The following is a 23,768-nucleotide window of genomic DNA, read 5'->3' on the forward strand; positions in this document are numbered from 1 at the left end:
GCAACCTGATGGCGCAAATATAAGCGGTTGACCCTAATCTCGTTCGCTCTATGTTCTTAATACGCCCAATAAGCGGATGGAGTAGGAAAGATCGCAGGCCAAGCCGAAACTATCGTGACATCGCCTCAGATCGACCGAAAAACCAATCGGCGTTCGGTTCTGAAAGAAGATTTTCAAAAGGTCCGTGCACATAGCAGTTCGCTGGTCGTTGGCTTGAGCGATGCTGATGCAACCGTTCAGTCGATGGACGATGCGTCCCCAGCCAAATGGCATCTGGCGCACACGAGCTGGTTTTTTGAAACTTTCCTGCTGCGCGATCATGTCGATGGCTATCGGGTGTTTGATGAGTCTTATGCTTATTTGTTCAATAGCTACTATGAAGCCGAAGGTGCGCGGCATGCGCGGCCGGATCGAGGCCTGCTGACCCGGCCATCGTTAGAAGAGGTGCTTGATTATCGCGCACATGTAGATGAAGCAATGATCGAAGCGATGGAAAGCTTTTCCGATGAGGCTCTGGATCTGATCGAGCTGGGACTGCATCACGAGCAACAACATCAGGAACTGTTGCTTACGGATATATTGCACCTGTTTTCCCGCAATCCGCTTGGTCCCGCTTTCATGGAACCCAAACCGCGCCCGGCGATTATCGAAGCGCCATTACATTGGATTGAAGGTGCAAATGGCGCCCAATTCATAGGTCATGATGGAGAAAGTTTCTCCTTTGACTGTGAAGGGCCGCGTCACCAGGTCTTGCTGCACCCTTATGCTATAGCCGACCGCCCTGTTACAAATGGCGAGTGGCAGAATTTTATGGACGATGGTGGTTATGCCGACCATCGATATTGGTTGTCCGATGGTTGGGCCTGGGTACAGCAAGAAAAGGTCACAAAACCGCTCCATTGGCGCACACGCGATGGTGTGATGGAAGAATTCACCTTGCAAGGATGGCGTGAAATCGTGTTGTGCGCGCCGGTTCGGCATATCAGTCTTTATGAAGCCGACGCCTATGCGTGCTGGGCGGATGCCCGGCTTCCAACTGAGGCCGAGTGGGAAGTCGCGGTGCATAATGGATTGCCAGGCACCGGCAGCGTGTGGGAATGGACTGGCAGCGCCTATCGCCCTTATCCCGGTTTTAAAGCTGCAGAGGGCGCAGTCGGTGAATATAATGGCAAGTTCATGTCTGGGCAGTTTGTATTGAAAGGTGGCAGTGTTGCCACGCCGCCGGGCCATATCCGCGATAGCTATCGCAATTTCTTTTACCCCCATCAGCGTTGGCAGTTTACCGGCCTTCGCCTCGCCAAAGATCTTTGATCGACAAATTTGGCCGCCAAGGACGGCTTTCTCATGGATATGACAGTTAGCCGGGTAGACCCGGGTTTTGAAAAAGATGTTATGCGATGTTTTCAAGAGCAGAGCTACGCAATTCCAGCCCGTTGGCTCTATGACCGTCAGGGTTCGGAACTATTTGAACAGATTACAGAGCTACCCGAATATTATCCGACACGAACGGAAACAAGCTTGCTGGAACGATACAGCGCAGAGGTCGGAGAAATGAGTGGCACAGACCGTGCTGTTGTTGAATTCGGTTCCGGCAGTTCCACAAAAACACCGCATCTTTTGAGCGCTACCCATCCTGCAGCCTATGTCCCGATAGATATTTCCGGAGAGTTTCTCGCCGCAAGCGCTGCGCAGTTGCAGACTCAGTTTCCTGAGCTTCCGATTTACCCCTTAGAGGCCGACTTTATGCGACGGATAAACTTGCCGAACGAAGTGGCCAATATGCCCAAGCTGGGTTTTTTCCCGGGCTCTACAATCGGCAATATGATTGCGCGTACCTCCGTTGATTTGCTCCGCTTCATGCGAGAGACGCTAGGCACGGGATCGCAGTTGCTGATCGGCTTTGATCGAATCAAGGATACAGATACTCTGGTTGCCGCTTATGACGATAGTGCAGGGGTAACTGCGCAGTTTTCGCTAAATTTACTGCACCGAATTAATCGAGAAATGGCTGGTACAATCCCGGTGGACCAATTCCACCACATCGCGATCTGGAATGATCTTTACGCGCGAATTGAAATCTATCTAGAGGTCCAGGCAGATGTGCGCTTTACCATTGGTGACAACCAGTTCGACATCGATAAGGGTCAGAAAATTCATATCGAGAACAGCCACAAATATGGTTTGCGTGATGCGCGTTTGATGCTGCGTGCAGGCGGCTGGTCACCGGTTCGCGAATGGAGTGACGAGCGGGACTATTTCTCGCTGATCCTGGCTGAAGCGCACCCCTTTAAGAATGCGCCATAAAACCTATTCTACGGCTTCTTCAGCGGCCGGTATTTGCTGGGCCAGCTCTTCGGCCTTTTGATATTTTGCGCGCCAGGTAGTGATCCACTTATAGGCTCCGCGACATTCCCGCATACCACTGGCTTCGATCAAACGGAATTGCTCGCCATCCCAGACGAAGCTCTCGGCATTGCCACAATCGCCAATGCCTCTACCTTTTGCCAAGCTGCTCAAGATTTGACGATTTTCTTCCCAATGGGCGTTTACCAGCAAGGGTGGTCGATCTTCGCCGCCCCAGGCGGGTTGCAGGTCATAGGTTGCCGGACGGAATGCCCAACTGGCGCCCTCTTTCTCATCTCCTTTAATTTCGCCAATATAGGCGGCGCTAGAAAAGTTGTAGGCACCAGAACCACATGACATCAAAATGAGCGCACGATAGCGACCATCTTTTTGACCCAAAGGAAATATCTGATCCTCGACGACACCAAATCTTTCATCCTTGCAGGGAGAATTCTCTACCAGATCAACGATTTCAGTTGTTGCAGGAATCCGTTTCGCGGGTGCCCATTGGTCAACAACTACAACTGGAACTTCTTTCTTTTCGGGCCTGAATGAACGGCGACCTTTGGATATTAAAGCGGTCGGTGTGCGCACTCGTTTCTGTTGCTGATCAATATATCGCAGCGCGGCGGTAGAGCCTGATAAAGATATCTTCGTCAAACTATCTCCATTTGAGGCTCTGATTTCCAGTTTTCGGCCACGAGCGATAGCAGTTGCCGCTTTCTCGGCTTCTTCGCCCGTAATTTCGACAGGGTAGTCATCCTCGGCCATAGGGCCAGTGACTATGACTTTGCCGTCCACGACCAGATCATAACGTCCGATGCCCGTGACTTTTAACAGCGCCCGGATTGTTAAAACATCATTTGCGCCAGCCGTGCGGGTAATAGTAATCGGGCCACCCCAATCATCAAAACCTCGGCTGGCATCATCGACCAAGGAGATCGCTTGACACGCGCCGCCCATTGTCACAGCCTACCGACCAATCTTTGAAGACCTTTACCTCACCCGGATTAGGGATCGGCTGCGCATCGCTGGCTGCTGTTGTCGCCGCAAGTGCCATAAGGGCAATGGTAGAAATAATAGGGGACATATTTGCAATCTAGCCAGTTTGCTCGACAATCGCTAGTGCCTTGTTACATCAGCATTAACGGCTCAGTCATGATAAGGAAAAAGGACGGCAAATGAAATCAATCGGTATCATTGGATCAGGACAAATGGGAGCAGGAATTGCGCAGGTTTCCGCGCAGGCCGGATACCATGTTTACTTGTCTGATATGAATCAGGAGATAGCCGAGAAGGGCAAGGCCGGGATTGCCAAACAATTGTCGCGATTGGTCGACAAAGAGAAGATTGAGCAACAGGTGGCGCAAACTACTCTGGACCGGATCGAAACGATCGGTTCTCTGGATCCGATGGCAAGCGCGGATATCATTATCGAAGCGGCCACCGAGCGGGAGGATATCAAGCGCCAGATTTTTGGAGCAGCTTCTGAAGTCTTGGGCCATCAATCGCTTATGGCCACCAACACATCGTCTATATCCATCACGCGATTGGCACAGTCTGTTAAAGACCCGTCCCGCTTCATTGGCGTACATTTCTTTAATCCCGTACCGTTAATGGGCTTGGTCGAGGTCATTCGCGGCCTGGCAACAAGCGACCACAGCGTCGCCATGGCTAACGACTATGTGAAGGCGCTCGGCAAACAGGCGGTTCTGGCCAAAGATTCGCCGTGCTTCGTAGTCAACCGAATATTACTGCCCATGCTCAATGAAGCATTTTTTGCACTGGGCGAAGGCACCGCGTCTATGGAAGACATAGATCGCGGCGTACAATTGGGCCTTGGTCATCCGATGGGGCCTATTACCTTGGCGGATATGATTGGGCTTGATACGTTGCTGGAAATCTTGCGTGTGCTGCAAAACGATTTTGGCGATCCCAAATATCGTCCGGCACCTCTATTACTGAAATATGTCGAGGCTGGTTGGCTTGGCCGAAAAACCGGTAAAGGCTTTTACGATTATTCGGGTGAAGTGCCGACGCCTACGATATAATATGGCGATGTAAGCTGGATGAAATGGAGACGATGCGATGAGCGATGATATCAGGGATTTTCAGATTGATATTCCGCAATCGGCATTGGACGATTTGCAAGCTCGGTTGGCAAGCGTCCGTTGGCCTGATCCAGAACCGGTAGACGACTGGTCTCAGGGCATACCGCTGGCTTATGTTCAGCAAGTTACCGACTATTGGCGCGAGAGCTATGATTGGCGGCGCTGTGAAGCGGCCCTAAACCAGTATTCGCATCATATGACCGAGATTGACGGGGTCGATATTCATTTCATGCATATTCGCTCGCCCGAAGCGGATGCACGGCCATTGATCATGACCCATGGTTGGCCAGGATCGATTGTCGAATTTATGGACGTTATCGGTCCGCTGACAGATCCGGTTGCCCATGGCGGCGATGCGGGGGACGCCTATCATCTCGTCATTCCTTCACTGCCCGGATATGGTTTTTCCGGCAAACCCACCGAAACCGGATGGGGCGCAGAGAAGATCGCGCGCGTCTGGGATGTGTTGATGACGCGGCTGGGCTATGACCGCTATTTTGCGCAGGGCGGAGATTGGGGCGCTTTGGTAACATCTGCCATAGGGGTGCAGAATATCGGTCATTGTGGGGGCATCCATATTAACCTCGTCGTGGTCGGAACACCGCCGGACGAAGTGATGAAAAATCCCACGCCAGAGGAGCAGGCGTCGCTAGCGCGCTTCGCTGAATATCAAACACAGGGCGGTGGTTATGCTGAGATTCAGCGCACCAAGCCGCAGACACTGGGCTATGGTCTGGCGGATTCTCCCGTAGGCCAGATGGCATGGGTCCTTGAGAAATTTCAGGGTTGGTCTGATGGGGCGATGACGCCCGATGAGAGTTTTGATCGTGATCGCTTGCTCGATAATATCATGCTCTATTGGCTCAACAATGCCGGAGCTTCCTCAGCGAGACTGTATCGGGAGAGTTTTGGCAATCCCAATGTCGATCCCGTCGATCTTGCAACAGGATGCAGTATTTTCCCGAACGAGATTATGGCCCCGTCCCGTCGCTGGGCAGAACAACGGTTTAAAAACCTGCAATATTGGGGTGAAGCCGACAGAGGCGGTCATTTCGCTGCAATGGAAGTGCCCGAGTTGTTCATCAACGAAGTGCGCGGCTGTTTTGGCCAGATGGAGCTGTAACGCCCCATGCTAGCGCTGGTCGCAAGACGGTTGATGACAGCGATCCCGACGCTGCTTGCGATCATATTGACTTCCTTTTTCCTGATGCGGCTGGCCCCGGGTGGTCCATTTGACGGTGAACGACCGTTGCCGCCGGAGACACAGGCCGCCCTGCAAACTGCCTATGGCCTTGATAAACCGCTTTGGGAGCAAGCCTGGCTGTATATTTCACGGCTGGCGCAGGGTGATTTTGGACCATCACTGGTTTATCGCGATTTTACGGTTTCCGAGCTTGTGGCACAGGGATTGCCGATATCACTGACTCTCGGCGGTCTGGCGATAGCTTTGGCATTGCTGATTGGAGTTTCCGCCGGGCTGTTTGCAGCGGTGCGGGCTGGCAAGGCGGCTGACAAGACAATTATGATGCTGGCAACCGTTGCAACTGCATTGCCGACCTTTGTTACCGGGCCGGCATTGGCTTTGCTTTTCGGACTCTGGCTGGGATTGTTGCCTGTCTCGGGGACAGGGGAAGGTTGGTCCTGGCTGATCATGCCGGTGGTTGCCCTGGCGCTGCCGGTTTCTGGGGCCATCGCCAAACTGACCAGAGCGGGTCTGGCGACAGTGCTGAAACAGGACCATATACGCACCGCAAGGGCGCGGGGACTGCCTGAAACGAAAATCCTGTTCAAACATGGGTTGCGTCCGGCGCTCGTTCCGGTGGCCAGCTACCTAGGACCGGCTGCAGCGGGTTTGCTTACTGGCGCCGTGGTGGTGGAAACTGTCTTCGGGCTGCCGGGATTGGGCCGCTATTTTGTTCAGGGCGCGCTAAACCGGGATTATCCTTTGGTTCTCGGCGTGGTGACGCTCTATGCCACGCTCATTATCCTGTTTAACCTGTTTGCTGACCTGATTTATGGCTGGCTCGATCCAAGGATGCGGGACGGATGAGGCGGTTGCTAAATCGCGTTCATTGGCCGCTATGGGTGGTTCTGGTCCTGATCGCTCTGGCGTTGATTCTACCGCTCGTATCGCCGTGGACCTATGATCAAATTGACTGGGAGGCCGTGCGTGCGCCTGCTTTCAGCGGATCGCATATATTTGGCACAGATGAGATAGGCCGCGATCGGCTCGCGCGCCTTGCTGCCGGGACGCAGGTCACGCTAATGGTCGCGATAGCGGCCGCTCTGGTGTCTCTGGTCGTCGGCATCGCCTGGGGCGCAACTGCGGGTTGGGTTGGCGGAAAGGTTGATGAAGCGATGATGCGTTTTGTCGATGCGCTCTATGCGCTGCCGTTCATGTTCATCGTCATTCTGCTGATGGTGATTTTCGGCCGCTCGATTTTGCTGGTCTTTATTGGTATTGGACTGGTTGAGTGGCTAACCATGGCGCGTGTGGTGCGTGGACAGGTGATGGCACTAAAACAGAGGCCTTTCATATTGGCTGCTGAAGCCGCTGGAACGCCGCCACGTACCATTATCCTGAAACATGTCTTGCCCAATATCGCCGGCGTTGCGCTGGCCTATTTGATGCTTACCGTACCGCAGGTAGTCATGGTCGAGAGCTTCCTTTCATTCCTGGGTTTGGGTGTGCAGGAGCCTCTGACATCGCTGGGCATATTGGTCAAGGAAGGCGCCGATGACATGGATATGACGCCCTTGGGTTTGCTGTTACCCGGCGGACTTTTGGTTATCATTCTGGTTTGTTTGACAATTGAGGGCGAACGCCTGCGAGATACCTTCTCATGAGCCTTTATGAGATACGTGACATGGCCATTCAAATTGATGGCAGGCAACTGGTAGAAGGCGTCAATATCTCGGTCGAAGCCGGTAAATGCACGGCGATTATCGGTGCGTCCGGTTCGGGAAAAAGCCTTTCCTGCCTGACACCATTTGGCCTGACTCCGGGTAAAGCGGTCGGTTCCATCAAGCTGGACGGCATCGACCTGTTAAAGGCGAACGCGCATCAACAAATGAAGCTCCGCAGCCATTTGACAGGCTTTGTATTTCAACAGCCATTGACGGCACTGACGCCGCATTTGACCATCGGTGCACAGCTTAAGGAAGCGGCGGCCCAGGCCGGACCACCGGCCTTGTCCAGGCACGATCTGGCGCAAAAACTGGAACGGGTAGGTCTGTCACGAGCGGATGAACGACTCGACCAGTTTCCTCATCGGTTATCGGGAGGGGAACGTCAGCGTGTCATGATCGCGGCTGCAATTGCTCACAAGCCTAAATTGCTTGTCGCTGACGAACCGACCAGTGCGCTTGACGCCAGCCTGCGCGGAGAGATCATGACGCTGCTAGATGAGCTACGCGAAGAGCAGGGGCTTGCGATGTTACTGGTCAGTCATGACCTTGCCTCGGTAGAGAATCACGCTGATCATCTGATTGTTATGGAAGAGGGCAGGGTGGTGGAAAGTGGCCCCACGGTCGATTTGATCACGCGCCCGCAAGAAGATTATACCAAGCGACTGATGGCGGCGACGCCGCGACTGGATGAACCGGCGCCTGACCTTCCCGCGACTGGCCATGTCCTGATCGATACCAAAGACGTAAATATCGTTTTTCCAAAACCGGGCTGGCGACGCGGTAAAATTGAAGCTGTCGTAGATGCGTCCTTGACCGTGAGAAAGGGCGAAGCACTAGCCATCGTCGGTGGTTCCGGATCTGGCAAATCCACTTTGGGAAGAGCCATTGCGGGAATTGGTCCGCTTACGTCGGGGGTGATCAGCTGGCGGGGAGAGCATTTGCCCGAACGTCGCGACCGGAATCTTGCTATGCGGGCACTGATTCAGCCCGTATTTCAGGACCCGGTTGCGAGTCTGGATCCGCAATGGAAACTGCGTGATATCATCTCAGAACCACTGAAAAACCTGCGACCGGATATCAACCAGCAAACTCGTGAAGAGATGGTGCTCAAAGCGCTATATGATGTAAAATTGGGCGAAGAGTATCTTGATCGTAAACCGGCAAGCCTTTCCGGCGGTCAGGCGCAACGTGTGGCTATAGCCCGGGCGATAATAGCCGGTCCCGAACTACTGGTTCTCGATGAAGCAACCTCTGCTCTTGATCCGCTGGTCGGGTCATCCATCTTGCAACTGCTTGCCGAACTGCAGCGGAGCAAGGAAATCAGCCTTATCTTCATCACGCATGACATCGCCTCTGCGCGGCGCCTCTGTCATCGGATCGTAGTGCTTGAAGAAGGTCATATTGTTGAGACGGGGGAGATGGAGTCTGTAATTGGCAACCCGCAAGCGGTATCCACCCAGAAACTAGTCGCGGCCAGCTGAACTACATAGGCCGAAAAAAAGGTCGCTCTCCCCCGAGAGCGACCTTTTATGACGAACCTAAGTGTGAATTCAGACCCAATGGGTTTTAGAAGGATACGCCTAATGTGAATACGACTGCGCTGTCAGTGAAGTTATTGACCGATGGCGCGTCTGTATCGGTGTAAGCGACGCTGGCGGTGAGGTTCTCGGTAATCGCCCAATCGGCACCAAGCATCCAATCAATGTAATTGTCATCACCAAAGACACCAACAGGGTTACCCAATGAGCCATCATTGATACCAATATTTGCATTTAGTGTGATCGGCGTATTTGGAATGCCGCCAGAAACGCCAGTATAGATGTAAATATTGTCACTGTTTCCGAGGCTGTCCTGCGACCAGGCGTAAGCGAGGCCGGATGTCAGTTCAACAGGGCCGAGCGTAGTCGAAACAGAAGCATAGGGTTCAAAATAGTCACTCGGACCAGCAGCTCCGCCTTCACCATTCGGATAAACATAGTAGAGCAGCCCAACGTCAAGCGTGAGGCCATCTGTGACATCACCGGACCAACCACCATAGAGGTCAAGCTCTGTGTGACCAAAGGTTGCGCTATCTTCGATAGAAGAGGCCCAGGTACCGATGTAGAAGCCACTTTCATGAGCGACATCAATTCCGCCCTGAACAGCAATGTCGCCGTCTGAGAAAGACAGGCCGCGGAAGCGGTAATCAGATGTGAGAGCAGCATTTCCGGAAATCGTAATTCCGCTGCCTTCAACTTCTTGAGCGAGAGCAGGTGATGCTGCGGTTGCTAGTAAAATAGCCGAAAGACCAATGATCCCCGATTTAGTTTTTTTGCCAAATTTGGCTTTTGTGGACGTGCGCATGAAAATCCCTTTCTGGTTGATGCGTATCGCCCCTCCTGGAATTTGTCCCGGTTGTCTTTTTATTGCGTCAACAGAGCCGACGACAGACAATCTCAAAACATGCAGGAAAAAGCTGCATCATATTGCTGCGCCGCACAACAAAAAAATGACAGCAAATATGACATATTTTGATAGTGTTGCAAATCAGCATCATGCGACTGATTGGCCGCAAACCGCTCTGTTTAGGGCTTGTTAACTATGGCAACCTATCAGACAGCTATGTCGAAAATTGATTCTATAGAAAAGGCGGACAATTGTAGCAGCGGCTTTGTCGGCAGCTTTGAACGCCTGCAGGCTGTCGAATCGGTTGTCGGACTTGTAGCGCATATGACAAATGCGTCGGATTCTCATGCATTGGTTTTATCTGACCCTGCGGCCATGGAATCGGCCTACAGGCATAGCTTGCCGATGACCCGGAAATGTTTTGATCGTGGATGTGATGATTTGGCTGTGATGGCGCAATCAGGGGCGAAGGCTTTGCTGCACTTGAATTCAACGGGGCGAGGCAGAGTCGATATTGCTGCCCAGAGGTTGATGCAGGAAATCCAAATGTCCGGACGCCGAACCCTGGATCTGCTTCAAAAATAGATCAGCTATTTGGCCGAAATCTGGACGGCTCCCGTCTCCGGAAGTGATCTGATGTGCACATCGCGCTGCGGGAACGGAATTTCTACGTCATTTTCCTTGAACAGGTCCCAGACCCTTTTGAGCACGGCTGCCTTGAAATTGCCGACACCTGATTCCGGATCCTTTATCCAGCACCTAATTTCAAAGTTCACACTATTGTCGCCAAATTCGAGCATCCAGACCACCGGTTTTGGATGATTGAGAACGCGAGGAACATCGACGCAAGCCTGCTTCATCAGTTCAATGACCTGATCCATATCGCTATCGTATGAAACACCCACCGGAATGCTGATCCGGACATTCTTGTTCGAATAGGACCAGTTTTCCACCTCCTGCGTCATTAGATTTTCATTGGGAATCAGATGTTCTTTTCCTTCTCGGGTGAGCACAGACACCGCGCGAACGCCGATTTTGTTGACCCAGCCAAAACTGTCACCAACGGCGATCACGTCACCGGGCTTGATTGACCGGTCCATCAACAGGATGATCCCGGCAATCAAGTTTCCGATCGTTTTCTGCATCCCGAAACCGATGGCCAGACCAAATGCACCTGAAAAGACCGCCAGTGCAGTGAGATCGATGCCCAAAACGTCAAGGCCCAGCATGAAAGCGGCGGCCAGTATGGCAACGGTTGCCAGTTTCTGGCCAAGCACTTTTTGCGCTCCATCGAGATCGCTATTGCCGATGACATGAGTGACAAGTTTCATCAATACACGGGCGACGGCGAGTAGAATGACTGCTGTCATGATGGTCGTGACGACGGCTAGCAGTGATATCCGGTTGGTCCCCACATCAATGCCAACTCGCTCCAGCGCGATGGTAATGCGGTCAATATTCCCGACAAGGCCGAGTGCCGCTGAGACAAAGACGGTGAGCCCCATGGCGGTGCCGAGCCAGTCCGGCATCCGGACCCCGCGGATCAGATCATTTGTGAACAGACCCATGGTAATTGCAATGGTCAGAGCAAAGATAACCTGCGGGATAAGCTGCCATTGCCATATCGCGAGGAAGAAACCGCACAATATAAAGGTCGTCGCTCGCCGCGTCATGTCGCGGATGCGGCGTCCGGCCAGATCGCTTTCGTAACCTGCTCGCGTCTCCCAGATATGCCGCAGCTTCGGCCCTATATATTTGCTGAGGAGCCAGCCGCAAACCAGCGCGAATGCGACCAGGCCAGCAGCGATACCGCTTTCTATATATTGGACATTGCGCGGCGTATCTGGCGCGAGGGATTCAAGATAACGGACGATTTCTTGCATCATAAGGCATTGTTATAGTGTTCAAAGGCTTTGGCAAGATCGGCGATTAAATCGTCGGGATCTTCAAGGCCAACATGAAGTCGCACCAACGCACCCTTCATCGTCCACTCGGTGGCGGTGCGATATTTGCCGGGATCAACGGGTAGAGCCAGACTTTCAAAGCCACCCCAGCTGTATCCAATGCCAAAGAGAGCCAGCGAATCTATAAAAACCGCTCTCGACTTTTCATCGCCGTCGATCAACTGGAAGGAAAACAACCCTGATGCCCCGTCAAAGTCGCGCTTCCAGATTTCATGTCCCGGGCAATCTGGCAGGGCGGGATGTAATACCAGCCCGACTTCATCCCGTTCTTTCAGCCAATGAGCGATGGTTAGTGCCGATTGTTCGTGCTGTTTCAACCTGACTTCCAAAGTCCGCAATCCCCTGGCAGCCAGATAGGCATCATCCGGAGAAACAACTTGACCCAGTCGCTGCGCTGTGCGCCGAAGTCGCGTCCAATATTTGTCATGAGTTGTCGCAGCCCCCATCATGACATCGCTATGACCGACGATATATTTTGTGGCAGCCACAATGGATATATCAACACCTTTACTCAAAGCCGGAAAAAAGCGGGACGTTGCCCATGTATTGTCCAACAGGCTTGTAATGCCGGCTTCTTTTGCTGCCGAGCAAATTGCCGGAACGTCTTGTACTTCAAAAGTCAGACTGCCTGGACTTTCAAGCAATATCGCTTTTGTCTTGTCAGTGAAAAGGCTGCCAATCTCAGCACCAATCAGCGGATCATAATAGCGCGCCGTTATACCCATGCGTTTCAGGAAGGCATCGGCATAGCTGCGGCTTGGATCATAGCTGCTGTCTGTGAGCAGCACTTCGTCTCCAGGCTTGACGACCGCCAACATCGCGCAGGCAATGGCTGCGACACCGGAAGGGTAGAGCATGGTACCGGCGGCACCGGGCTCCATTTCGGTGAGTGCATCGGCCAGAGACCATTGTGTAGGGGAACCGCGCCGACCGTAGAAAAACTGACCGTCAGCGTTAGATGAGAGGCCTGCTCTTAAATCGGCAACACTGTCATAGAGATGCGTGCTGGCGCGCCAGACGGGCGGATTGACCACCGCCTCGGTCCATTCCTTGCGCCTGCCGCTGGTGACTGCCTGTGTTGCAGGCTTTTTCGAGTTTTGCGAGCTATCGGTCAATTGCTGTTCCAATAGCCTCCAAAAACATCAGGCGGTTGCTTTGGGCGTATCCGCGTCAGCACCCCATTCGGCCCAACTGCCATCGTAGAGTGCCACTTTTTCGCCGCCCGCCACCGCAGCAGCAAAGGATACCACCGCAGCTGTCATGCCGGAACCACAGGTCGTAACGACCGGCTTGGCAAGATCAACGCCTGCTCCGTCAAAAAGAGCTTTCATTTCATCGGCGCTTTTCCAGGTGCCATCGGCATTGAAAAATTCGCTATGTGGGATGTTGACGGAACCCGGAATGTTGCCGGATACAATGCCGGGACGCGGATCTTCTTCTGCGCCGGAGAAACGCGCCGCGGGGCGCGCGTCGATAACCTGCTCACCCTTGCTGTGCAGATTTGCCAGCATGTCGGCTTTGGTGCGGATGTCCTTGTCGTCTTTCCAGACCGTGAAATGACGGTGGCGCAACGCCTCCTTACCGGTTTCAAGCGGACGGCCTTCGGATTTCCATTTAGCAATGCCGCCGTCCAATATGGCGACTTCATGGGCTCCAAATATGGTCAGCATCCACCACGCACGAGCAGCGCTTTTCAGAGGACTGTCGTCATAAAGAACGATGCGACTACCGTCACCAAGGCCGAGAGATTGCATGCGGCTGGCAAATTTTTCCGGCGGCGGCAACATGTTTTCGACAGGGTTACTGGTATCTGTAAGCTCGCTGAGGTCCATGAAAACAGCGCCTGGAATATGGCCAGCTTCATATTCAGCAGCAGGATCGCGCCCCGCATCGGGCATGAATTTGGTGGCATCAACAATGCGCAAATCCGATGCGCCCAGTTCATTTGCAAGCCAGTCTGTTGTTACCAGCAATTCCATTTTATGCTCCTTATGCAAGCGGAGGATCAAATTGCCTCTGCTTCGAAATATCAACGTTTATCGATTCGTGTTCAAGCCGTCGAGGCTATAACGCATTGAAGATGGAATCCACAGCTTATGTGGCTTTTCGGCAAATGATTGATTTATAACTGTTCCAGAAACTTTTTGGCACTGCCGCGAAGCTGCTTCCGGGCATCGGCGTCCATCTTGTTCCACGTGCGATAAGGCATGGCCAAACGGTTATTATCCTTCAGCTTGACCTCGTTGCGGGCGAGAAAATCCCAGTAAAGCGCATTATATGGACATGCATTCTCACCAACGCGTTTTTTTACATCATAGCGGCAGGACGCGCAGTGATCGGACATTTTGTTTATATAGTTGCCAGATGAGGCATATGGTTTCGAAGCAATAATCCCGCCATCGCCAAATTGGCTCATCCCCAATGTGTTGGGCAGTTCGACCCATTCGTAAGCATCAGCATAGACTTCCAGATACCACTTATGAACTGCGTGTGGATCAATCCCGGCAATTAATGCGAAATTGCCCGTTATCATCAGCCTCTGGATGTGATGAGCATAAGCAAAGTCCAATGTTTGCCCGATCGCTTCTGATAAACACAACATGTCGGTATCGCCGGTATAGTAAAAGCCGGGCAGGGGGCGCCGAGCCTCCAGAAAATTGCGCTGTGCATAATCAGGTCCTTCGCGCCAATATATGCCGCGGACATATTCGCGCCAGCCGATAATCTGGCGGATGAAACCCTCGGCCGCATTGAGCGGTACTTTGCCATCCGCATAAAGGTCTGCGACCTCCCGGCAGAGGTCAAGCGGATCCAGTAGGCCGCTATTGAGATAAGGTGACAGGATAGAGTGCCAGAGAAACGGTTCACCCGTCAGCATAGCGTCTTGATAATCGCCAAATTGAGCTAGTGCGTGATCCAGAAATTTACGTCTTTGGCGCAGCGCTTCTTTGCGGGTTACAGCAAAGTGAAAATGATCGAGTGAGCCGGGATGATCGGTAAATTTCTCAGCCACGAGGTTCAGCACATCTTGTGTGATTTCGTCGGGTTGAAACCGGATCGGTTGCGGCATCATCAAATCGCTTTGTGCTGGTTTACGATTTTCGGCGTCATAGTTCCATTTTCCGCCTTCCGGTTTGCCATCGTCATCCAACAAGAGTCCTGTTTTACGGCGCATCTCGCGATAGAAAAACTCCATCCGCAGCTGTTTCTTGCCCTCCGCCCATTCTTCAAATTCCTGATGGGTGGCGATGAAGCGGTCATCGGGGCAGATGGTAACCGGAACGTTAAACTGGTCCTGCCAGTTTTCTATCATCGACATCACCCGCCACTCACCCGCCTCGGTGATGCGGATTGACTCCACTGGATGCCGTTCCAGTGCCCGGGCCACTTCGCCGGTAAAACTGCCGGTATTTTCAGGATCGTCCAGGGATACGTAGTCGACTATCCAGCCACGTTCGCGCAGAGCGGCAGCATGGTGCCGCATTGCCGAAAAAATATAGACTATCTTGGCTTTATGATGCTTCACATAGGTGGTTTCAGCATCAACCTCCATCATCAACAGGATGGATTTATCAGGGTCTTGATCAGACAATGAGGAGATACCATGGGACAGTTGGTCACCAAGGATGGGGATGAGAGTTTTCTTAGACATGCCGGGTTGTTGGCAGAGTATCGATTAAAAAGCAGTCTGTGCTTTGGTGCAGAAGTGTGGAACTTTTGCCTATCAGGTGTTTAGTGCGCGCTGTCCAACAGGACTGAAACTTCGCGGTCCAAGATCAAGTCTGAAGGGAGCCATTTTCGGCCGCGGCGGCTCATATTCCCGGCCTACAATAAACGATGCAGACTGCTCGTTCTCGACATCTTGATGGTCGGTATACTGAACCACAAATCGGGCGAGAGGTATAAACAACGCCTGTGATTTGAATGTGATCGGGCGGATGGCGCTGAGCGGCAGGCGTATATCTCCCTCGAGGGTTGCAGTTTCGCCGGCGGGCAGGCTTTGAGTCTTATGAAGCAGCTCGCCCTTTTGCTCATCATGATTTCTGGCAATTTCGGAATCTGCCTGCATCATCAGGCCGGATAGGCAAACATCCCGCATATCTTCGTCTGACATATTGGTGAGGGTGATCGTATAGTTGAGGACTGCATTCAGCAGCGTCGAGGACGCTCCGTTGGCGGTAAACTCTATTTGAAGATGATCGGATGAAGCCTTTTTTGCTCCACCTGTTGGTTTTAAGTTCGCTGGCGGAGGTGGCGGGGCAGTGGGTGCCGCTTCGGGAGCAGTGTTCAGACTAGATACGATAAAACCGTCCGATGATATTGGTGCCGGTTTCTCGGGTTCCGCTGGATTGGGCAGTGAATAGATTTTGGGCACCGGCTTACGAGAGGTCGGCACGAGCACCGGCTGGGCCGCTGGCTCAGGCTGCAGATCGTCAACAACTTCCTCTTCCTGGACGGGCATGGCTGCCTTGCGCCGCCAGAAAAATATTCCCAACCCGCCAAACAGCAGAAGAGCTAAGCCTCCGGCGAGATAATAGAAGATATTGGATTCAAAACCTGTTGCAGGAGGCGTTACGGATGGATCGGCCTCCGGCGCGATATCCGGAGCTGGTTCGTCTGACGGCAGCGGCTGACCGGGTAAATCGGTCGTGAAACCGGGTTCTGGCTGATTTTCGTTTATGGATGGCGCGCGAGGCGTCGGGGCAGCATTTGAATTGCTGTTTGGTTGCTGCGTTGATGTGACGGGCGGAGCGGAATTGACCGGTGTACTCGGGCGCGCATTTTCCTGCGGCGTTGACTGATTTGAATTGCTATTTGTTGGAGTGGTTTCGGCCTGTGGCAAAGGTGTGACGGGTACCGGTTGAGCACTCGGTTCAATGATGCCGGGACTTGGCGTAGCCTGTGGCGGTGCCGCGTTCTCTTCGACCGGCCCCTCGACCTGATTGCTGGCAGGCGTCTGACTGTCGCCCGGCGGCAATGAATAATCGCTAACGGAAGGGAGTTCGGGTAGCGGCTCCGGCGGCAATGACCGGGGTATGGCCTGACCCTGTGCAGATGGTGCATATGCCGCAGACAGTCCCAGCACACCGGCAATCATCAATGCCAGCGATCTTGCGCGCATCATTGGTTTCATGAAATTTATTGCCATCGCCCTTCGTGACCCTGAACGGCATTCTTACCGCTTCATTCGCTGAACCATCAATGAATATGCGAGCAGGGATGACATGAGCCGCCCCGTGCATTAGATGACCTGCATGACAGATAATGACACGCCCGAAGTAGCGCCTCGTTTCCTGGGTCAGGACAGCGCGTTGCCAACATCTCCCGAGGAAGCGATCTTGGACTATGTCCCAAATCCGCGAGATGGAGAGCTCTATCTCACACGCTTTGCGGTACCGGAATTCACCTCGCTTTGTCCGGTGACTGCACAGCCTGATTTTGCGCATCTGGTCATTGATTATGCTCCGGACAAGACGATTGTCGAATCCAAATCGTTGAAGCTTTTCTTGGGATCATTCCGCAATCACGCGGCCTTTCATGAAGACTGCACTGTAGGCATTGGCCAGCGGCTTTTCTCTGAAATGAAGCCGAAATGGCTGCGTATCGGTGGTTACTGGTATCCTAGAGGCGGTATTCCGATCGATGTTTTTTGGCAGTCGGGAGAATCACCCAAAGGGCTCTGGATTCCGGATCAGGGCGTTGCATCTTACAGAGGAAGGGGCTGATATGACCCACAAATTATACGCGGCGCCGCTATCCCTCTATTCCGGTAAGGCCCGGTCCTATCTTGACTGGAAGGGCATAGACTATGAAGAAGTGCTTGCTTCGGGCGATGTCTACAAAGATATTATCGTTCCGAAAGTCGGCCGTCCTGTAATTCCAGTATTGGATACTGATAATGGCCAGACCATTCAGGATACGACCTGTATCATCGACTATTTTGAAGACGTTGCAGATGGCCCTTCTGTTTATCCGGACACGCCGAAACAGCGGCTTATCGCATTGTTGCTAGAAACTTTCGGTGATGAATGGCTGGTGATCCCGGCGATGCATTACCGTTGGAACTATAATGAAGAGTGGGTTTACGGCGAATTTGGCGCATCTTCAGCGCCCCATGCGAGTAAGGAGGAGCAGCTCGTTATCGGGCGAGGCGTAGGGTCCAATTTTAAAGGTTTCTGTCCGGTCTTGGGGATTAACCCGGCAACGATACCCGCCATAGAGGCTAGTTATGAAGCGCTATTGGCTGACCTAGATAGGCATTTTGCGGAACATGATTACCTGTTGGGATCGCGACCATCTATTGGGGATTATGGTCTAATCGGTCCGCTTTATGCGCATCTTTATCGCGATCCGGCATCGGGCGAGATTATGAAACGCTTGGCGCCGCGGGTTGCGGTATGGGTTGAACGCATGGTTGATGTCAAAGCGCCTTTATCTGGGGAATTCTTGCCGGGTGATGAGGTGCCAGATACATTGATTCCGGTGCTGGAACGGATGATGGGCGAGCAAATGCCATTTTTGCAAACCACCGCCCATATGTTTGGTGCATGGGCAGAGGCCAACGAAGGGGCAGAGATACCCCGCGTTGTCGGCATGGCGGATTTCACCGTAGAAGATGTGACGGGTCAGCGGATCGCGCCGCCGTTTAGCTTGTGGATGCTGCAACGCGCACTGGATTATTATCAGGGATTGGATACAGCTGACAGATTGGCTGTAGATGAATTTCTATCCTCTATCAAAGGCGCACAAGGGTTTCAGACTTTTGCACTGGAACGACCCTTGGCGTTTGAAAATTTCAAACTGGCGCTGGCATAGTCGGTAAAACCGGGCCTCAATGTTGATCATCAGGGAACCATAAGGTGCTGCAACGTTGCACGTAAGGTACAAAGTTAGAATGCAATTTTGCAGCATCGAGCATCGGTCCGGGTAGTTTCTCAATCAGGCTGTTGGCAATAATCGGATAGGCGATCGCATCCAGGCTGCTCGGCCTGTCGCCGAACATAAATGGGTTTTGGCCCAATTGCGCCGATAAAGCCGACAGGTCAGCCGCGCCAAAGGCATAGATGTCTTCCTCTGCATGTCGCCCTATGCCATGGGCCTGCAGTCCATTTTTCACCTGTCTTTGTGCAACAACCGGCACGATGTTGCGAATGATCGGCGGCATGCTACCGAACCAGAAATCCTTGATAATCGGCCAGTTATGGTCATCAATCCAGCGGCTATAGAGGGTCACCCAATACAGTCGTTCTTCGACCATGCGGGCCATCGCATGGGAAATGGCGCGCTGTTCCTCCGTGAGACCGGCATCAAAATCGGCGCCATATTTGTCCTCCAGATGGCGTCTGATCAATGTTGTGTCGGCAACTTCGATGCCATTATCGACCAGGAAAGGTAGCTTGCCCTTTGGCGCTTTGCGCGGGTCGTCCATGATTTCGGTCTTATATTCGACCCCCGCCATCTTCAGAAAAATCTCTCCCTTCATGCAAAAGGGGCTCGGGTTCGGTACGCCAAAACCCGATTGGAACTGTACATATTTAATGGCCATTTTCATGTTCCCCGTCGATTCATCCACCAACGACATATCATAAAAAATTGTTGCCATCCGGCATCATAATGCAACGTCATGTCGCTTTTTTGCTTTTGCCCTATCAATCGCCCGCGGCTAACATTATTATTAGCACCATGAGCAGCATCCCCCATCACTACAACATTGCCATAGAACCTGATGATATCGATTTCATGGGCCATGTGAACAATGCCAACTACCTGAAATGGGTGCAGGACGCTGTTGTCGCCCATTGGGAAAAAATCGCGCCGTCAGAGGCGGTGGCGACACATTTGTGGGTCGCATTGAAACATGAGATAACCTACAGAAAACCGGCCTTTTTGGACGATGATGTGATTGCCGAAGTGCTGCTGGAAAAAGTCCATGGCGCGCGCGCTTTTTACAGCACGGTTATCCGCCGGGGCGAAGATGTACTCGCTGAGGTGCAATCCAGCTGGTGCTGTGTTGACGCAGATACACTGCGTCCAATGCGAATCGCCAAGGATATTGCCGCCAATTTTTTTGGCAGCAAAGACTGAATTGAACGCTTAGCGCATCAACCCGCCGATCAGATTGCGAACAAACCGTCCAGCTACCGGCCCAGCCAGATCGGTCGCAATCGAACCAACTGCCGAGGTAACACCGGATCGCATAGGATTGGCACGTGATTTTTTGCCGAGCATGGTGGAGGCGGCAATGCTGGCGGCTGAGCCCAGGGCGACTTTGGATCCGCGGCTCAGCGCTTTTTCCCAGATACTCTTGCTCTTGCGCGGTTGTTTGCGGACTTCCTCTTCGCCCTTTTCCTCGACTTCTTTGGCGGTTTCGGTAGCGTCGATGACTTTTTGAGCCAATATCTCCTCGGCGCTATTCCTGTCTATCTCCTCATCATATTTGCCATCATAGGGCGAAATGGACTGCATGATCGCGCGCTCTTTGGCTGTGATCGGTCCCAGGCGAGACCGCGGCGGCTTGATCAATGTCCGTTGGACAATAGACGGTGCGCCATCTTCCATCAAAGTTGACACCAAAGCTTCACCGACGCGCAGCTCGGTAATCGCTTCCTCGACATCCAGATCAGGATTGATTCGGAATGTATCGGCCGCCGCCTTGATCGCTTTCTTGTCCCGAGGGGTAAAGGCGCGCAGGGCATGCTGCACACGATTGCCCAGCTGTCCGGCGACATCCTCGGGAATGTCGACGGGGTTCTGGGTGACAAAATAGACACCTACGCCTTTTGACCGGATCAATCGTACGACCTGTTCGATCTTGTCTTCCAGAGCTTTTGGAGCGTCTTCGAACAGCAGATGCGCTTCGTCAAAGAAGAATACCAGTTTCGGTTTTTCCGGATCGCCGACTTCGGGCAGCGTTTCGAACAGTTCCGCGAGCAGCCAGAGCAGGAAAGTTGCATAGAGTTTCGGGCTGCGCATCAACTGATCGGCGGCCAGGACATTTATATAACCGCGACCTTGATCATCGCATTTGATGAAATCATCAATTTCCAGAGCCGGTTCACCAAAAAACTGGCCCGCGCCCTGACTGTCAAGTTGCAGCAACTGGCGCTGGATTGCTCCGACACTGGCTTTACTGACATTGCCATATTTGGCCGAAAGCTCTTTCGCGTTTTCGGCGGTATAAGCCAGCATAGACTGCAAGTCGTCGAGATTGAGCAGCAACAGGCCTTCTTCATCGGCAAAGCGAAAGACGATGTTGAGCACGCCTTCCTGCGTGTCATTGAGGTCCATCAGGCGCGCCAGCAACAACGGCCCCATTTCTGTGATTGTCGTACGGATCGGATGACCCTGTTTGCCATAAAGGTCCCAGAAAATCGCAGGATTATCGGAATAGGCATAGTCATCCATGCCCAATTCCTTGGCCCGCCCTTCCAGCTTGTCAGCATGTTTGAAGGTGGAGGAGCCAGCCATTGAGACGCCGGCCAGATCGCCTTTCACATCTGCGACAAAGACCGGAACACCATTGGCGGAGAAGCTTTCGGCCATGCCCTGCAGGGTCACGGTTTTACCGGTTCCGGTGGCACCGGCGATCAGGCCATGGCGATTGGCGCGTTTGAGGTTCAGGCTTTGGCGTTCGTCGCCACCCAATCCTAAAAATATCTCTGTTGCACCAGCCATAGCGAATCCCCTCAAATATCTGAGTGGGAAGGATATCCATCACCCAGCAAAAAGGCCAGCGGGATACGCTGGCCTTTGGGTAATGTTACAATTTTGAACTTGCGTTATTCGTCATTCAGTCGAACACCAACAAATCTTGGATCACGGCTGCCTTGTCTGACTTGCAGTAATACGGCTTCACGGTTTGACCGTTTAGCAGCGCTGATCGCTTTGTCCAAATCCGATGCGGTATTAACCGGACGACGGTTTACACTGATGATAACCGTGGTGCGCCTGATCCCTTTGCGAGCGGCGTCGCTATTGGGGTCGACCGTTGAGACAACAACACCTTTTTGTGAAGAGGGAACACGGATTTGACGCGCAATGGCAGGTGTTAGATCGACGACCGACAGTCCAAGCGCTTCGGCTGTTGCTTCGGCGCTAGCCCCATCTTCGTCCGTGCCCATCGGATCCTCGGCATCGGGATCAAAGCTGCTCGCCGCCAATTCTTCTTCAGATGGTCTTTCACCAAGTGTCGCATTGACTTTCACCGTCTTGCCGTCGCGCAGCAACTCAATCGGAACTTTCGTGCCGACAGGCAGGTTGGCAACCAGATAGGACAGCGTCTGATCCGGGGTAACAACCTGACCATTGACCTTCACGATAACATCGCCCGCCTGAATACCGGCTTTAGAGGCGCCTTCGCCAGGCTCAACGCGCTGCACAAATTCACCACGATTCTTCTGAAGACCCAGTGAGTCGGCCAGATCTTCGGTCAACGGGCTGATTTGTACCCCGAGGTAGCCTCGCTCAACTTTTTCGCCTTTGCGCAAAGTGTTAACAATCGGAACAGCAACTTCTGCGGGGATGGCAAAGCCAATACCAACATTGCCGCCGGTTGGCGAGATAATGGCATTGTTGATACCGATCACATTGCCGTTAAGGTCAAACATCGGCCCGCCGCTATTGCCGCGGTTGATGGATGCATCGGTCTGCAGGAAACGGTCATAGGCGCCGCCTTGTCCGGTGTTCCGGTGAATGGCTGACAAAATGCCTGTGGTTACTGTTCCGCCAAGACCGAACGGGTTGCCGATTGCAATAACCCAGTCGCCGACACGAGCGCCTTGACTATCGCCAAATTTGACAAAAGGCAGGTCTTTGTCTGCATTGATTTTCAGAACGGCGATGTCAGATGCTGCATCCCGACCTACCAAGGTTGCTTCATATTCTGTTCGATCCGGCATGATGACGGTGATTGTTTCAATCGTCGCATTGCGGTTTCCGGGAGCGACCACGTGGTTGTTTGTGACTACATAGCCGTCAGCGGAAATGATAAAGCCGGAACCAAGGGATTGGGCCTGGCGGGTCTGTCCACCATTGCTACCACCGCGGCGGTTTCCGAACAGACCATCAAACGGCGTGCCGGCAAATGGATTATTTCTTACCCGCACGCGCTGTGTGGTGGAAATGTTGACAACGGCCGGCTGCAATTGCTCGGTCAGGTCGGCAAAGCTCATCGGCGCGCCTGGGCGCGGCGCAGCGGCTCTGATGACCTGACTGTCATTGGCAGCGACCTGGGCACCGGCTGACCCGATGCCGGTTAACGCCGCTGCTCCTCCCGCCAAAAGCAAAGCTGCTGAAATTCCGTAAGCGTAACGCACAATATATTCCTCTCAATTTGACGGTATCGACAATTAAGATTCGATACCAAAATCCTTCAAGTTACATAAATTATTGGCGCAAAATTTATGAACCGAATTTGAATGTTACCACAGTCGATCATTAAGATCGCCTATAAGATAGGTGATTTTAGACCCCGTCCCAGATATCTGGGTGTGACAAACGGCATTCGCAAGCCAAAAATAGCCAATTTATCGAAAAACCTCGTCTTTCTGCAGAAAAAAACGACAATTGTAGTCGTTGGCTTGCGGTTTGGCGGTATTTCTACTTATGAAATGCCGTCACAGCCTGAAATCACCATCGGTTTGACAAGGCGGCTTACCGATAAAGTCCAGCGATTCATTTGCCAACTGTGTATCGAAAAATTCGTGGACGGATGCTATCTTGCCATCGCGGAAAGTAAAAATATGGGCGTAACGTTGATCATAGCGCTTGCCATTTTTTGCAACGCCCTTGGCTTCCATGATTGCCGTGGTGCCATCGGGTCCGTCATTCATGATCTTCCAGTTTTCCGCAAACTGAAACTGTTTGAAATCGAGAGCGTCAAAAATCAGTGGTAATATGGTTTTCAGTGCCTCGAAACTGTCATAGCGGCCGGAGATAATGGTGTTGCCGGACACATTATAGATAACATCAGGATGATGAAGCGCTTCAAACGCGTCGACGTCCAACCGGGCGAGCGCCTCATAATAGGCGTTCACGATATCCCGGTTGGACATCA

Annotated in this window: 22 protein-coding genes; 11 read left to right on the forward strand and 11 right to left on the reverse strand. The window is 52.7% G+C overall.

Annotated elements, in window-relative coordinates:
- The first annotated feature begins 114 nt into the window (after window positions 1-114).
- Together egtB and egtD are read left to right on the forward strand one after the other, a co-directional pair.
- Complete coding sequence (gene egtB, locus AC6I9Z_RS07765; RefSeq protein WP_461454942.1) at window positions 115-1,311, forward strand: ergothioneine biosynthesis protein EgtB; 1,197 nt, start codon at window positions 115-117, stop codon at window positions 1,309-1,311.
- Between the two features lie 33 nt (window positions 1,312-1,344).
- Window positions 1,345-2,304 (forward strand): L-histidine N(alpha)-methyltransferase, encoded by a 960-nt coding sequence (gene egtD / locus AC6I9Z_RS07770; protein WP_461454944.1) that lies wholly within the window; start codon window positions 1,345-1,347, stop codon window positions 2,302-2,304.
- A 3-nt stretch (window positions 2,305-2,307) separates the two neighbouring features.
- Here egtD and AC6I9Z_RS07775 read toward each other — a convergent pair whose 3' ends face one another.
- A complete protein-coding gene (locus AC6I9Z_RS07775) occupies window positions 2,308-3,306 on the reverse strand; it encodes a DUF1176 domain-containing protein (RefSeq protein ID WP_497811337.1) in 999 nt (332 codons plus the stop codon).
- Window positions 3,307-3,524: 218 nt separating this feature from the next.
- Between AC6I9Z_RS07775 and AC6I9Z_RS07780 the strand changes: the two genes are divergently transcribed.
- Genes AC6I9Z_RS07780 through AC6I9Z_RS07800 form a run of 5 tightly spaced genes read left to right on the forward strand, consistent with a single transcriptional unit; the run spans window position 3,525 to window position 8,845 of the window.
- Window positions 3,525-4,394, forward strand: coding sequence for a 3-hydroxyacyl-CoA dehydrogenase NAD-binding domain-containing protein (locus AC6I9Z_RS07780; protein ID WP_461454948.1), 870 nt, complete (start codon window positions 3,525-3,527; stop codon window positions 4,392-4,394).
- Between the two features lie 37 nt (window positions 4,395-4,431).
- Window positions 4,432-5,577, forward strand: a complete 1,146-nt coding sequence (locus tag AC6I9Z_RS07785) for an epoxide hydrolase family protein (RefSeq protein WP_461454950.1) — start codon at window positions 4,432-4,434, stop codon at window positions 5,575-5,577.
- 6 nt (window positions 5,578-5,583) lie between these two features.
- Window positions 5,584-6,504: an ABC transporter permease gene (locus tag AC6I9Z_RS07790; RefSeq protein WP_461454952.1), complete on the forward strand. Its 921-nt coding sequence runs from the start codon at window positions 5,584-5,586 to the stop codon at window positions 6,502-6,504.
- Complete coding sequence (locus AC6I9Z_RS07795; protein ID WP_461454954.1) at window positions 6,501-7,301, forward strand: ABC transporter permease; 801 nt, start codon at window positions 6,501-6,503, stop codon at window positions 7,299-7,301. The genes AC6I9Z_RS07790 and AC6I9Z_RS07795 overlap by 4 nt, the downstream gene beginning before the upstream one ends.
- A gap of 20 nt (window positions 7,302-7,321) precedes the next feature.
- Window positions 7,322-8,845 (forward strand): ATP-binding cassette domain-containing protein, encoded by a 1,524-nt coding sequence (locus AC6I9Z_RS07800; RefSeq protein ID WP_461454956.1) that lies wholly within the window; start codon window positions 7,322-7,324, stop codon window positions 8,843-8,845.
- A gap of 85 nt (window positions 8,846-8,930) precedes the next feature.
- Here AC6I9Z_RS07800 and AC6I9Z_RS07805 read toward each other — a convergent pair whose 3' ends face one another.
- Window positions 8,931-9,707, reverse strand: a complete 777-nt coding sequence (locus AC6I9Z_RS07805; protein WP_461454958.1) for a TorF family putative porin — start codon at window positions 9,705-9,707, stop codon at window positions 8,931-8,933.
- Here AC6I9Z_RS07805 and AC6I9Z_RS07810 point away from each other — a divergent pair.
- Window positions 9,706-9,942 carry a hypothetical protein gene (locus AC6I9Z_RS07810; protein WP_461454960.1) on the forward strand — a complete coding sequence of 79 codons (237 nt, stop codon included), beginning with the start codon at window positions 9,706-9,708 and terminating at the stop codon, window positions 9,940-9,942. The genes AC6I9Z_RS07805 and AC6I9Z_RS07810 overlap by 2 nt on opposite strands.
- A 397-nt stretch (window positions 9,943-10,339) precedes the next feature.
- On the opposite strand, the gene AC6I9Z_RS07815 is transcribed toward AC6I9Z_RS07810, so the two are convergent.
- The 5 genes from AC6I9Z_RS07815 to AC6I9Z_RS07835 all read right to left on the reverse strand — a co-directional run bounded on the left by AC6I9Z_RS07815 (window position 10,340) and on the right by AC6I9Z_RS07835 (window position 16,847).
- On the reverse strand, window positions 10,340-11,635 hold the full coding sequence (locus AC6I9Z_RS07815) for a mechanosensitive ion channel family protein (protein WP_461454964.1): 1,296 nt from the start codon (window positions 11,633-11,635) through the stop codon (window positions 10,340-10,342).
- Window positions 11,632-12,828 carry a cystathionine beta-lyase gene (gene metC, locus AC6I9Z_RS07820; RefSeq protein ID WP_461454966.1) on the reverse strand — a complete coding sequence of 399 codons (1,197 nt, stop codon included), beginning with the start codon at window positions 12,826-12,828 and terminating at the stop codon, window positions 11,632-11,634. The genes AC6I9Z_RS07815 and metC overlap by 4 nt, the downstream gene beginning before the upstream one ends.
- A 27-nt stretch (window positions 12,829-12,855) precedes the next feature.
- On the reverse strand, window positions 12,856-13,692 hold the full coding sequence (sseA, locus tag AC6I9Z_RS07825) for a 3-mercaptopyruvate sulfurtransferase (protein WP_109356175.1): 837 nt from the start codon (window positions 13,690-13,692) through the stop codon (window positions 12,856-12,858).
- Window positions 13,693-13,835: 143 nt separating this feature from the next.
- Window positions 13,836-15,365: a cryptochrome/photolyase family protein gene (locus AC6I9Z_RS07830; protein WP_461454968.1), complete on the reverse strand. Its 1,530-nt coding sequence runs from the start codon at window positions 15,363-15,365 to the stop codon at window positions 13,836-13,838.
- A gap of 72 nt (window positions 15,366-15,437) precedes the next feature.
- A complete protein-coding gene (locus AC6I9Z_RS07835) occupies window positions 15,438-16,847 on the reverse strand; it encodes an LPXTG cell wall anchor domain-containing protein (protein WP_461454970.1) in 1,410 nt (469 codons plus the stop codon).
- Between the two features lie 121 nt (window positions 16,848-16,968).
- Between AC6I9Z_RS07835 and queF the strand changes: the two genes are divergently transcribed.
- Together queF and AC6I9Z_RS07845 are read left to right on the forward strand one after the other, a co-directional pair.
- The gene (gene queF / locus AC6I9Z_RS07840; protein ID WP_461454972.1) at window positions 16,969-17,439 is read left to right on the forward strand and encodes a preQ(1) synthase; all 471 of its coding nucleotides are present in this window, start codon (window positions 16,969-16,971) and stop codon (window positions 17,437-17,439) included.
- 1 nt (window position 17,440) lies between these two features.
- Window positions 17,441-18,529 (forward strand): glutathione S-transferase family protein, encoded by a 1,089-nt coding sequence (locus AC6I9Z_RS07845; RefSeq protein ID WP_461454974.1) that lies wholly within the window; start codon window positions 17,441-17,443, stop codon window positions 18,527-18,529.
- Window positions 18,530-18,545: 16 nt separating this feature from the next.
- Here AC6I9Z_RS07845 and AC6I9Z_RS07850 read toward each other — a convergent pair whose 3' ends face one another.
- Window positions 18,546-19,259: a glutathione S-transferase family protein gene (locus tag AC6I9Z_RS07850; RefSeq protein ID WP_461454976.1), complete on the reverse strand. Its 714-nt coding sequence runs from the start codon at window positions 19,257-19,259 to the stop codon at window positions 18,546-18,548.
- Between the two features lie 137 nt (window positions 19,260-19,396).
- Here AC6I9Z_RS07850 and AC6I9Z_RS07855 point away from each other — a divergent pair, with 137 nt between their 5' ends.
- Entirely contained in the window at window positions 19,397-19,798 is a 402-nt protein-coding gene (locus AC6I9Z_RS07855) for an acyl-CoA thioesterase (protein WP_461454978.1), read from the forward strand.
- A 9-nt stretch (window positions 19,799-19,807) separates the two neighbouring features.
- On the opposite strand, the gene AC6I9Z_RS07860 is transcribed toward AC6I9Z_RS07855, so the two are convergent.
- The 3 genes from AC6I9Z_RS07860 to AC6I9Z_RS07870 form a co-directional block, all read right to left on the reverse strand.
- Complete coding sequence (locus AC6I9Z_RS07860; protein WP_461454980.1) at window positions 19,808-21,388, reverse strand: helicase HerA-like domain-containing protein; 1,581 nt, start codon at window positions 21,386-21,388, stop codon at window positions 19,808-19,810.
- Window positions 21,389-21,492: 104 nt separating this feature from the next.
- Entirely contained in the window at window positions 21,493-23,028 is a 1,536-nt protein-coding gene (locus tag AC6I9Z_RS07865; RefSeq protein WP_461454982.1) for a Do family serine endopeptidase, read from the reverse strand.
- 300 nt (window positions 23,029-23,328) lie between these two features.
- A complete protein-coding gene (locus AC6I9Z_RS07870; protein WP_461454984.1) occupies window positions 23,329-23,766 on the reverse strand; it encodes a nuclear transport factor 2 family protein in 438 nt (145 codons plus the stop codon).
- Window positions 23,767-23,768 lie beyond the last annotated feature (2 nt).

It is taken from the genome of Parasphingorhabdus sp. (assembly GCF_059726685.1).

Excerpts from the sequence above, each read along its gene's own strand:
- egtD (WP_461454944.1), top strand. The coding sequence starts at position 1,345 with ATGGATATGACAGTTAGCCGGGTAGACCCGGGTTTTGAAAAAGATGTT.
- AC6I9Z_RS07775 (WP_497811337.1), bottom strand. The coding sequence starts at position 3,306 with ATGGGCGGCGCGTGTCAAGCGATCTCCTTGGTCGATGATGCCAGCCGA.
- AC6I9Z_RS07780 (WP_461454948.1), top strand. The coding sequence starts at position 3,525 with ATGAAATCAATCGGTATCATTGGATCAGGACAAATGGGAGCAGGAATT.
- AC6I9Z_RS07785 (WP_461454950.1), top strand. The coding sequence starts at position 4,432 with ATGAGCGATGATATCAGGGATTTTCAGATTGATATTCCGCAATCGGCA.
- AC6I9Z_RS07790 (WP_461454952.1), top strand. The coding sequence starts at position 5,584 with ATGCTAGCGCTGGTCGCAAGACGGTTGATGACAGCGATCCCGACGCTG.
- AC6I9Z_RS07795 (WP_461454954.1), top strand. The coding sequence starts at position 6,501 with ATGAGGCGGTTGCTAAATCGCGTTCATTGGCCGCTATGGGTGGTTCTG.
- AC6I9Z_RS07800 (WP_461454956.1), top strand. The coding sequence starts at position 7,322 with ATGGCCATTCAAATTGATGGCAGGCAACTGGTAGAAGGCGTCAATATC.
- AC6I9Z_RS07810 (WP_461454960.1), top strand. The coding sequence starts at position 9,706 with ATGAAAATCCCTTTCTGGTTGATGCGTATCGCCCCTCCTGGAATTTGT.
- AC6I9Z_RS07805 (WP_461454958.1), bottom strand. The coding sequence starts at position 9,707 with ATGCGCACGTCCACAAAAGCCAAATTTGGCAAAAAAACTAAATCGGGG.
- AC6I9Z_RS07815 (WP_461454964.1), bottom strand. The coding sequence starts at position 11,635 with ATGATGCAAGAAATCGTCCGTTATCTTGAATCCCTCGCGCCAGATACG.
- sseA (WP_109356175.1), bottom strand. The coding sequence starts at position 13,692 with ATGGAATTGCTGGTAACAACAGACTGGCTTGCAAATGAACTGGGCGCA.
- AC6I9Z_RS07830 (WP_461454968.1), bottom strand. The coding sequence starts at position 15,365 with ATGTCTAAGAAAACTCTCATCCCCATCCTTGGTGACCAACTGTCCCAT.
- AC6I9Z_RS07835 (WP_461454970.1), bottom strand. The coding sequence starts at position 16,847 with ATGAAACCAATGATGCGCGCAAGATCGCTGGCATTGATGATTGCCGGT.
- queF (WP_461454972.1), top strand. The coding sequence starts at position 16,969 with ATGACAGATAATGACACGCCCGAAGTAGCGCCTCGTTTCCTGGGTCAG.
- AC6I9Z_RS07845 (WP_461454974.1), top strand. The coding sequence starts at position 17,441 with ATGACCCACAAATTATACGCGGCGCCGCTATCCCTCTATTCCGGTAAG.
- AC6I9Z_RS07850 (WP_461454976.1), bottom strand. The coding sequence starts at position 19,259 with ATGGCCATTAAATATGTACAGTTCCAATCGGGTTTTGGCGTACCGAAC.
- AC6I9Z_RS07855 (WP_461454978.1), top strand. The coding sequence starts at position 19,397 with ATGAGCAGCATCCCCCATCACTACAACATTGCCATAGAACCTGATGAT.
- AC6I9Z_RS07860 (WP_461454980.1), bottom strand. The coding sequence starts at position 21,388 with ATGGCTGGTGCAACAGAGATATTTTTAGGATTGGGTGGCGACGAACGC.
- AC6I9Z_RS07870 (WP_461454984.1), bottom strand. The coding sequence starts at position 23,766 with ATGTCCAACCGGGATATCGTGAACGCCTATTATGAGGCGCTCGCCCGG.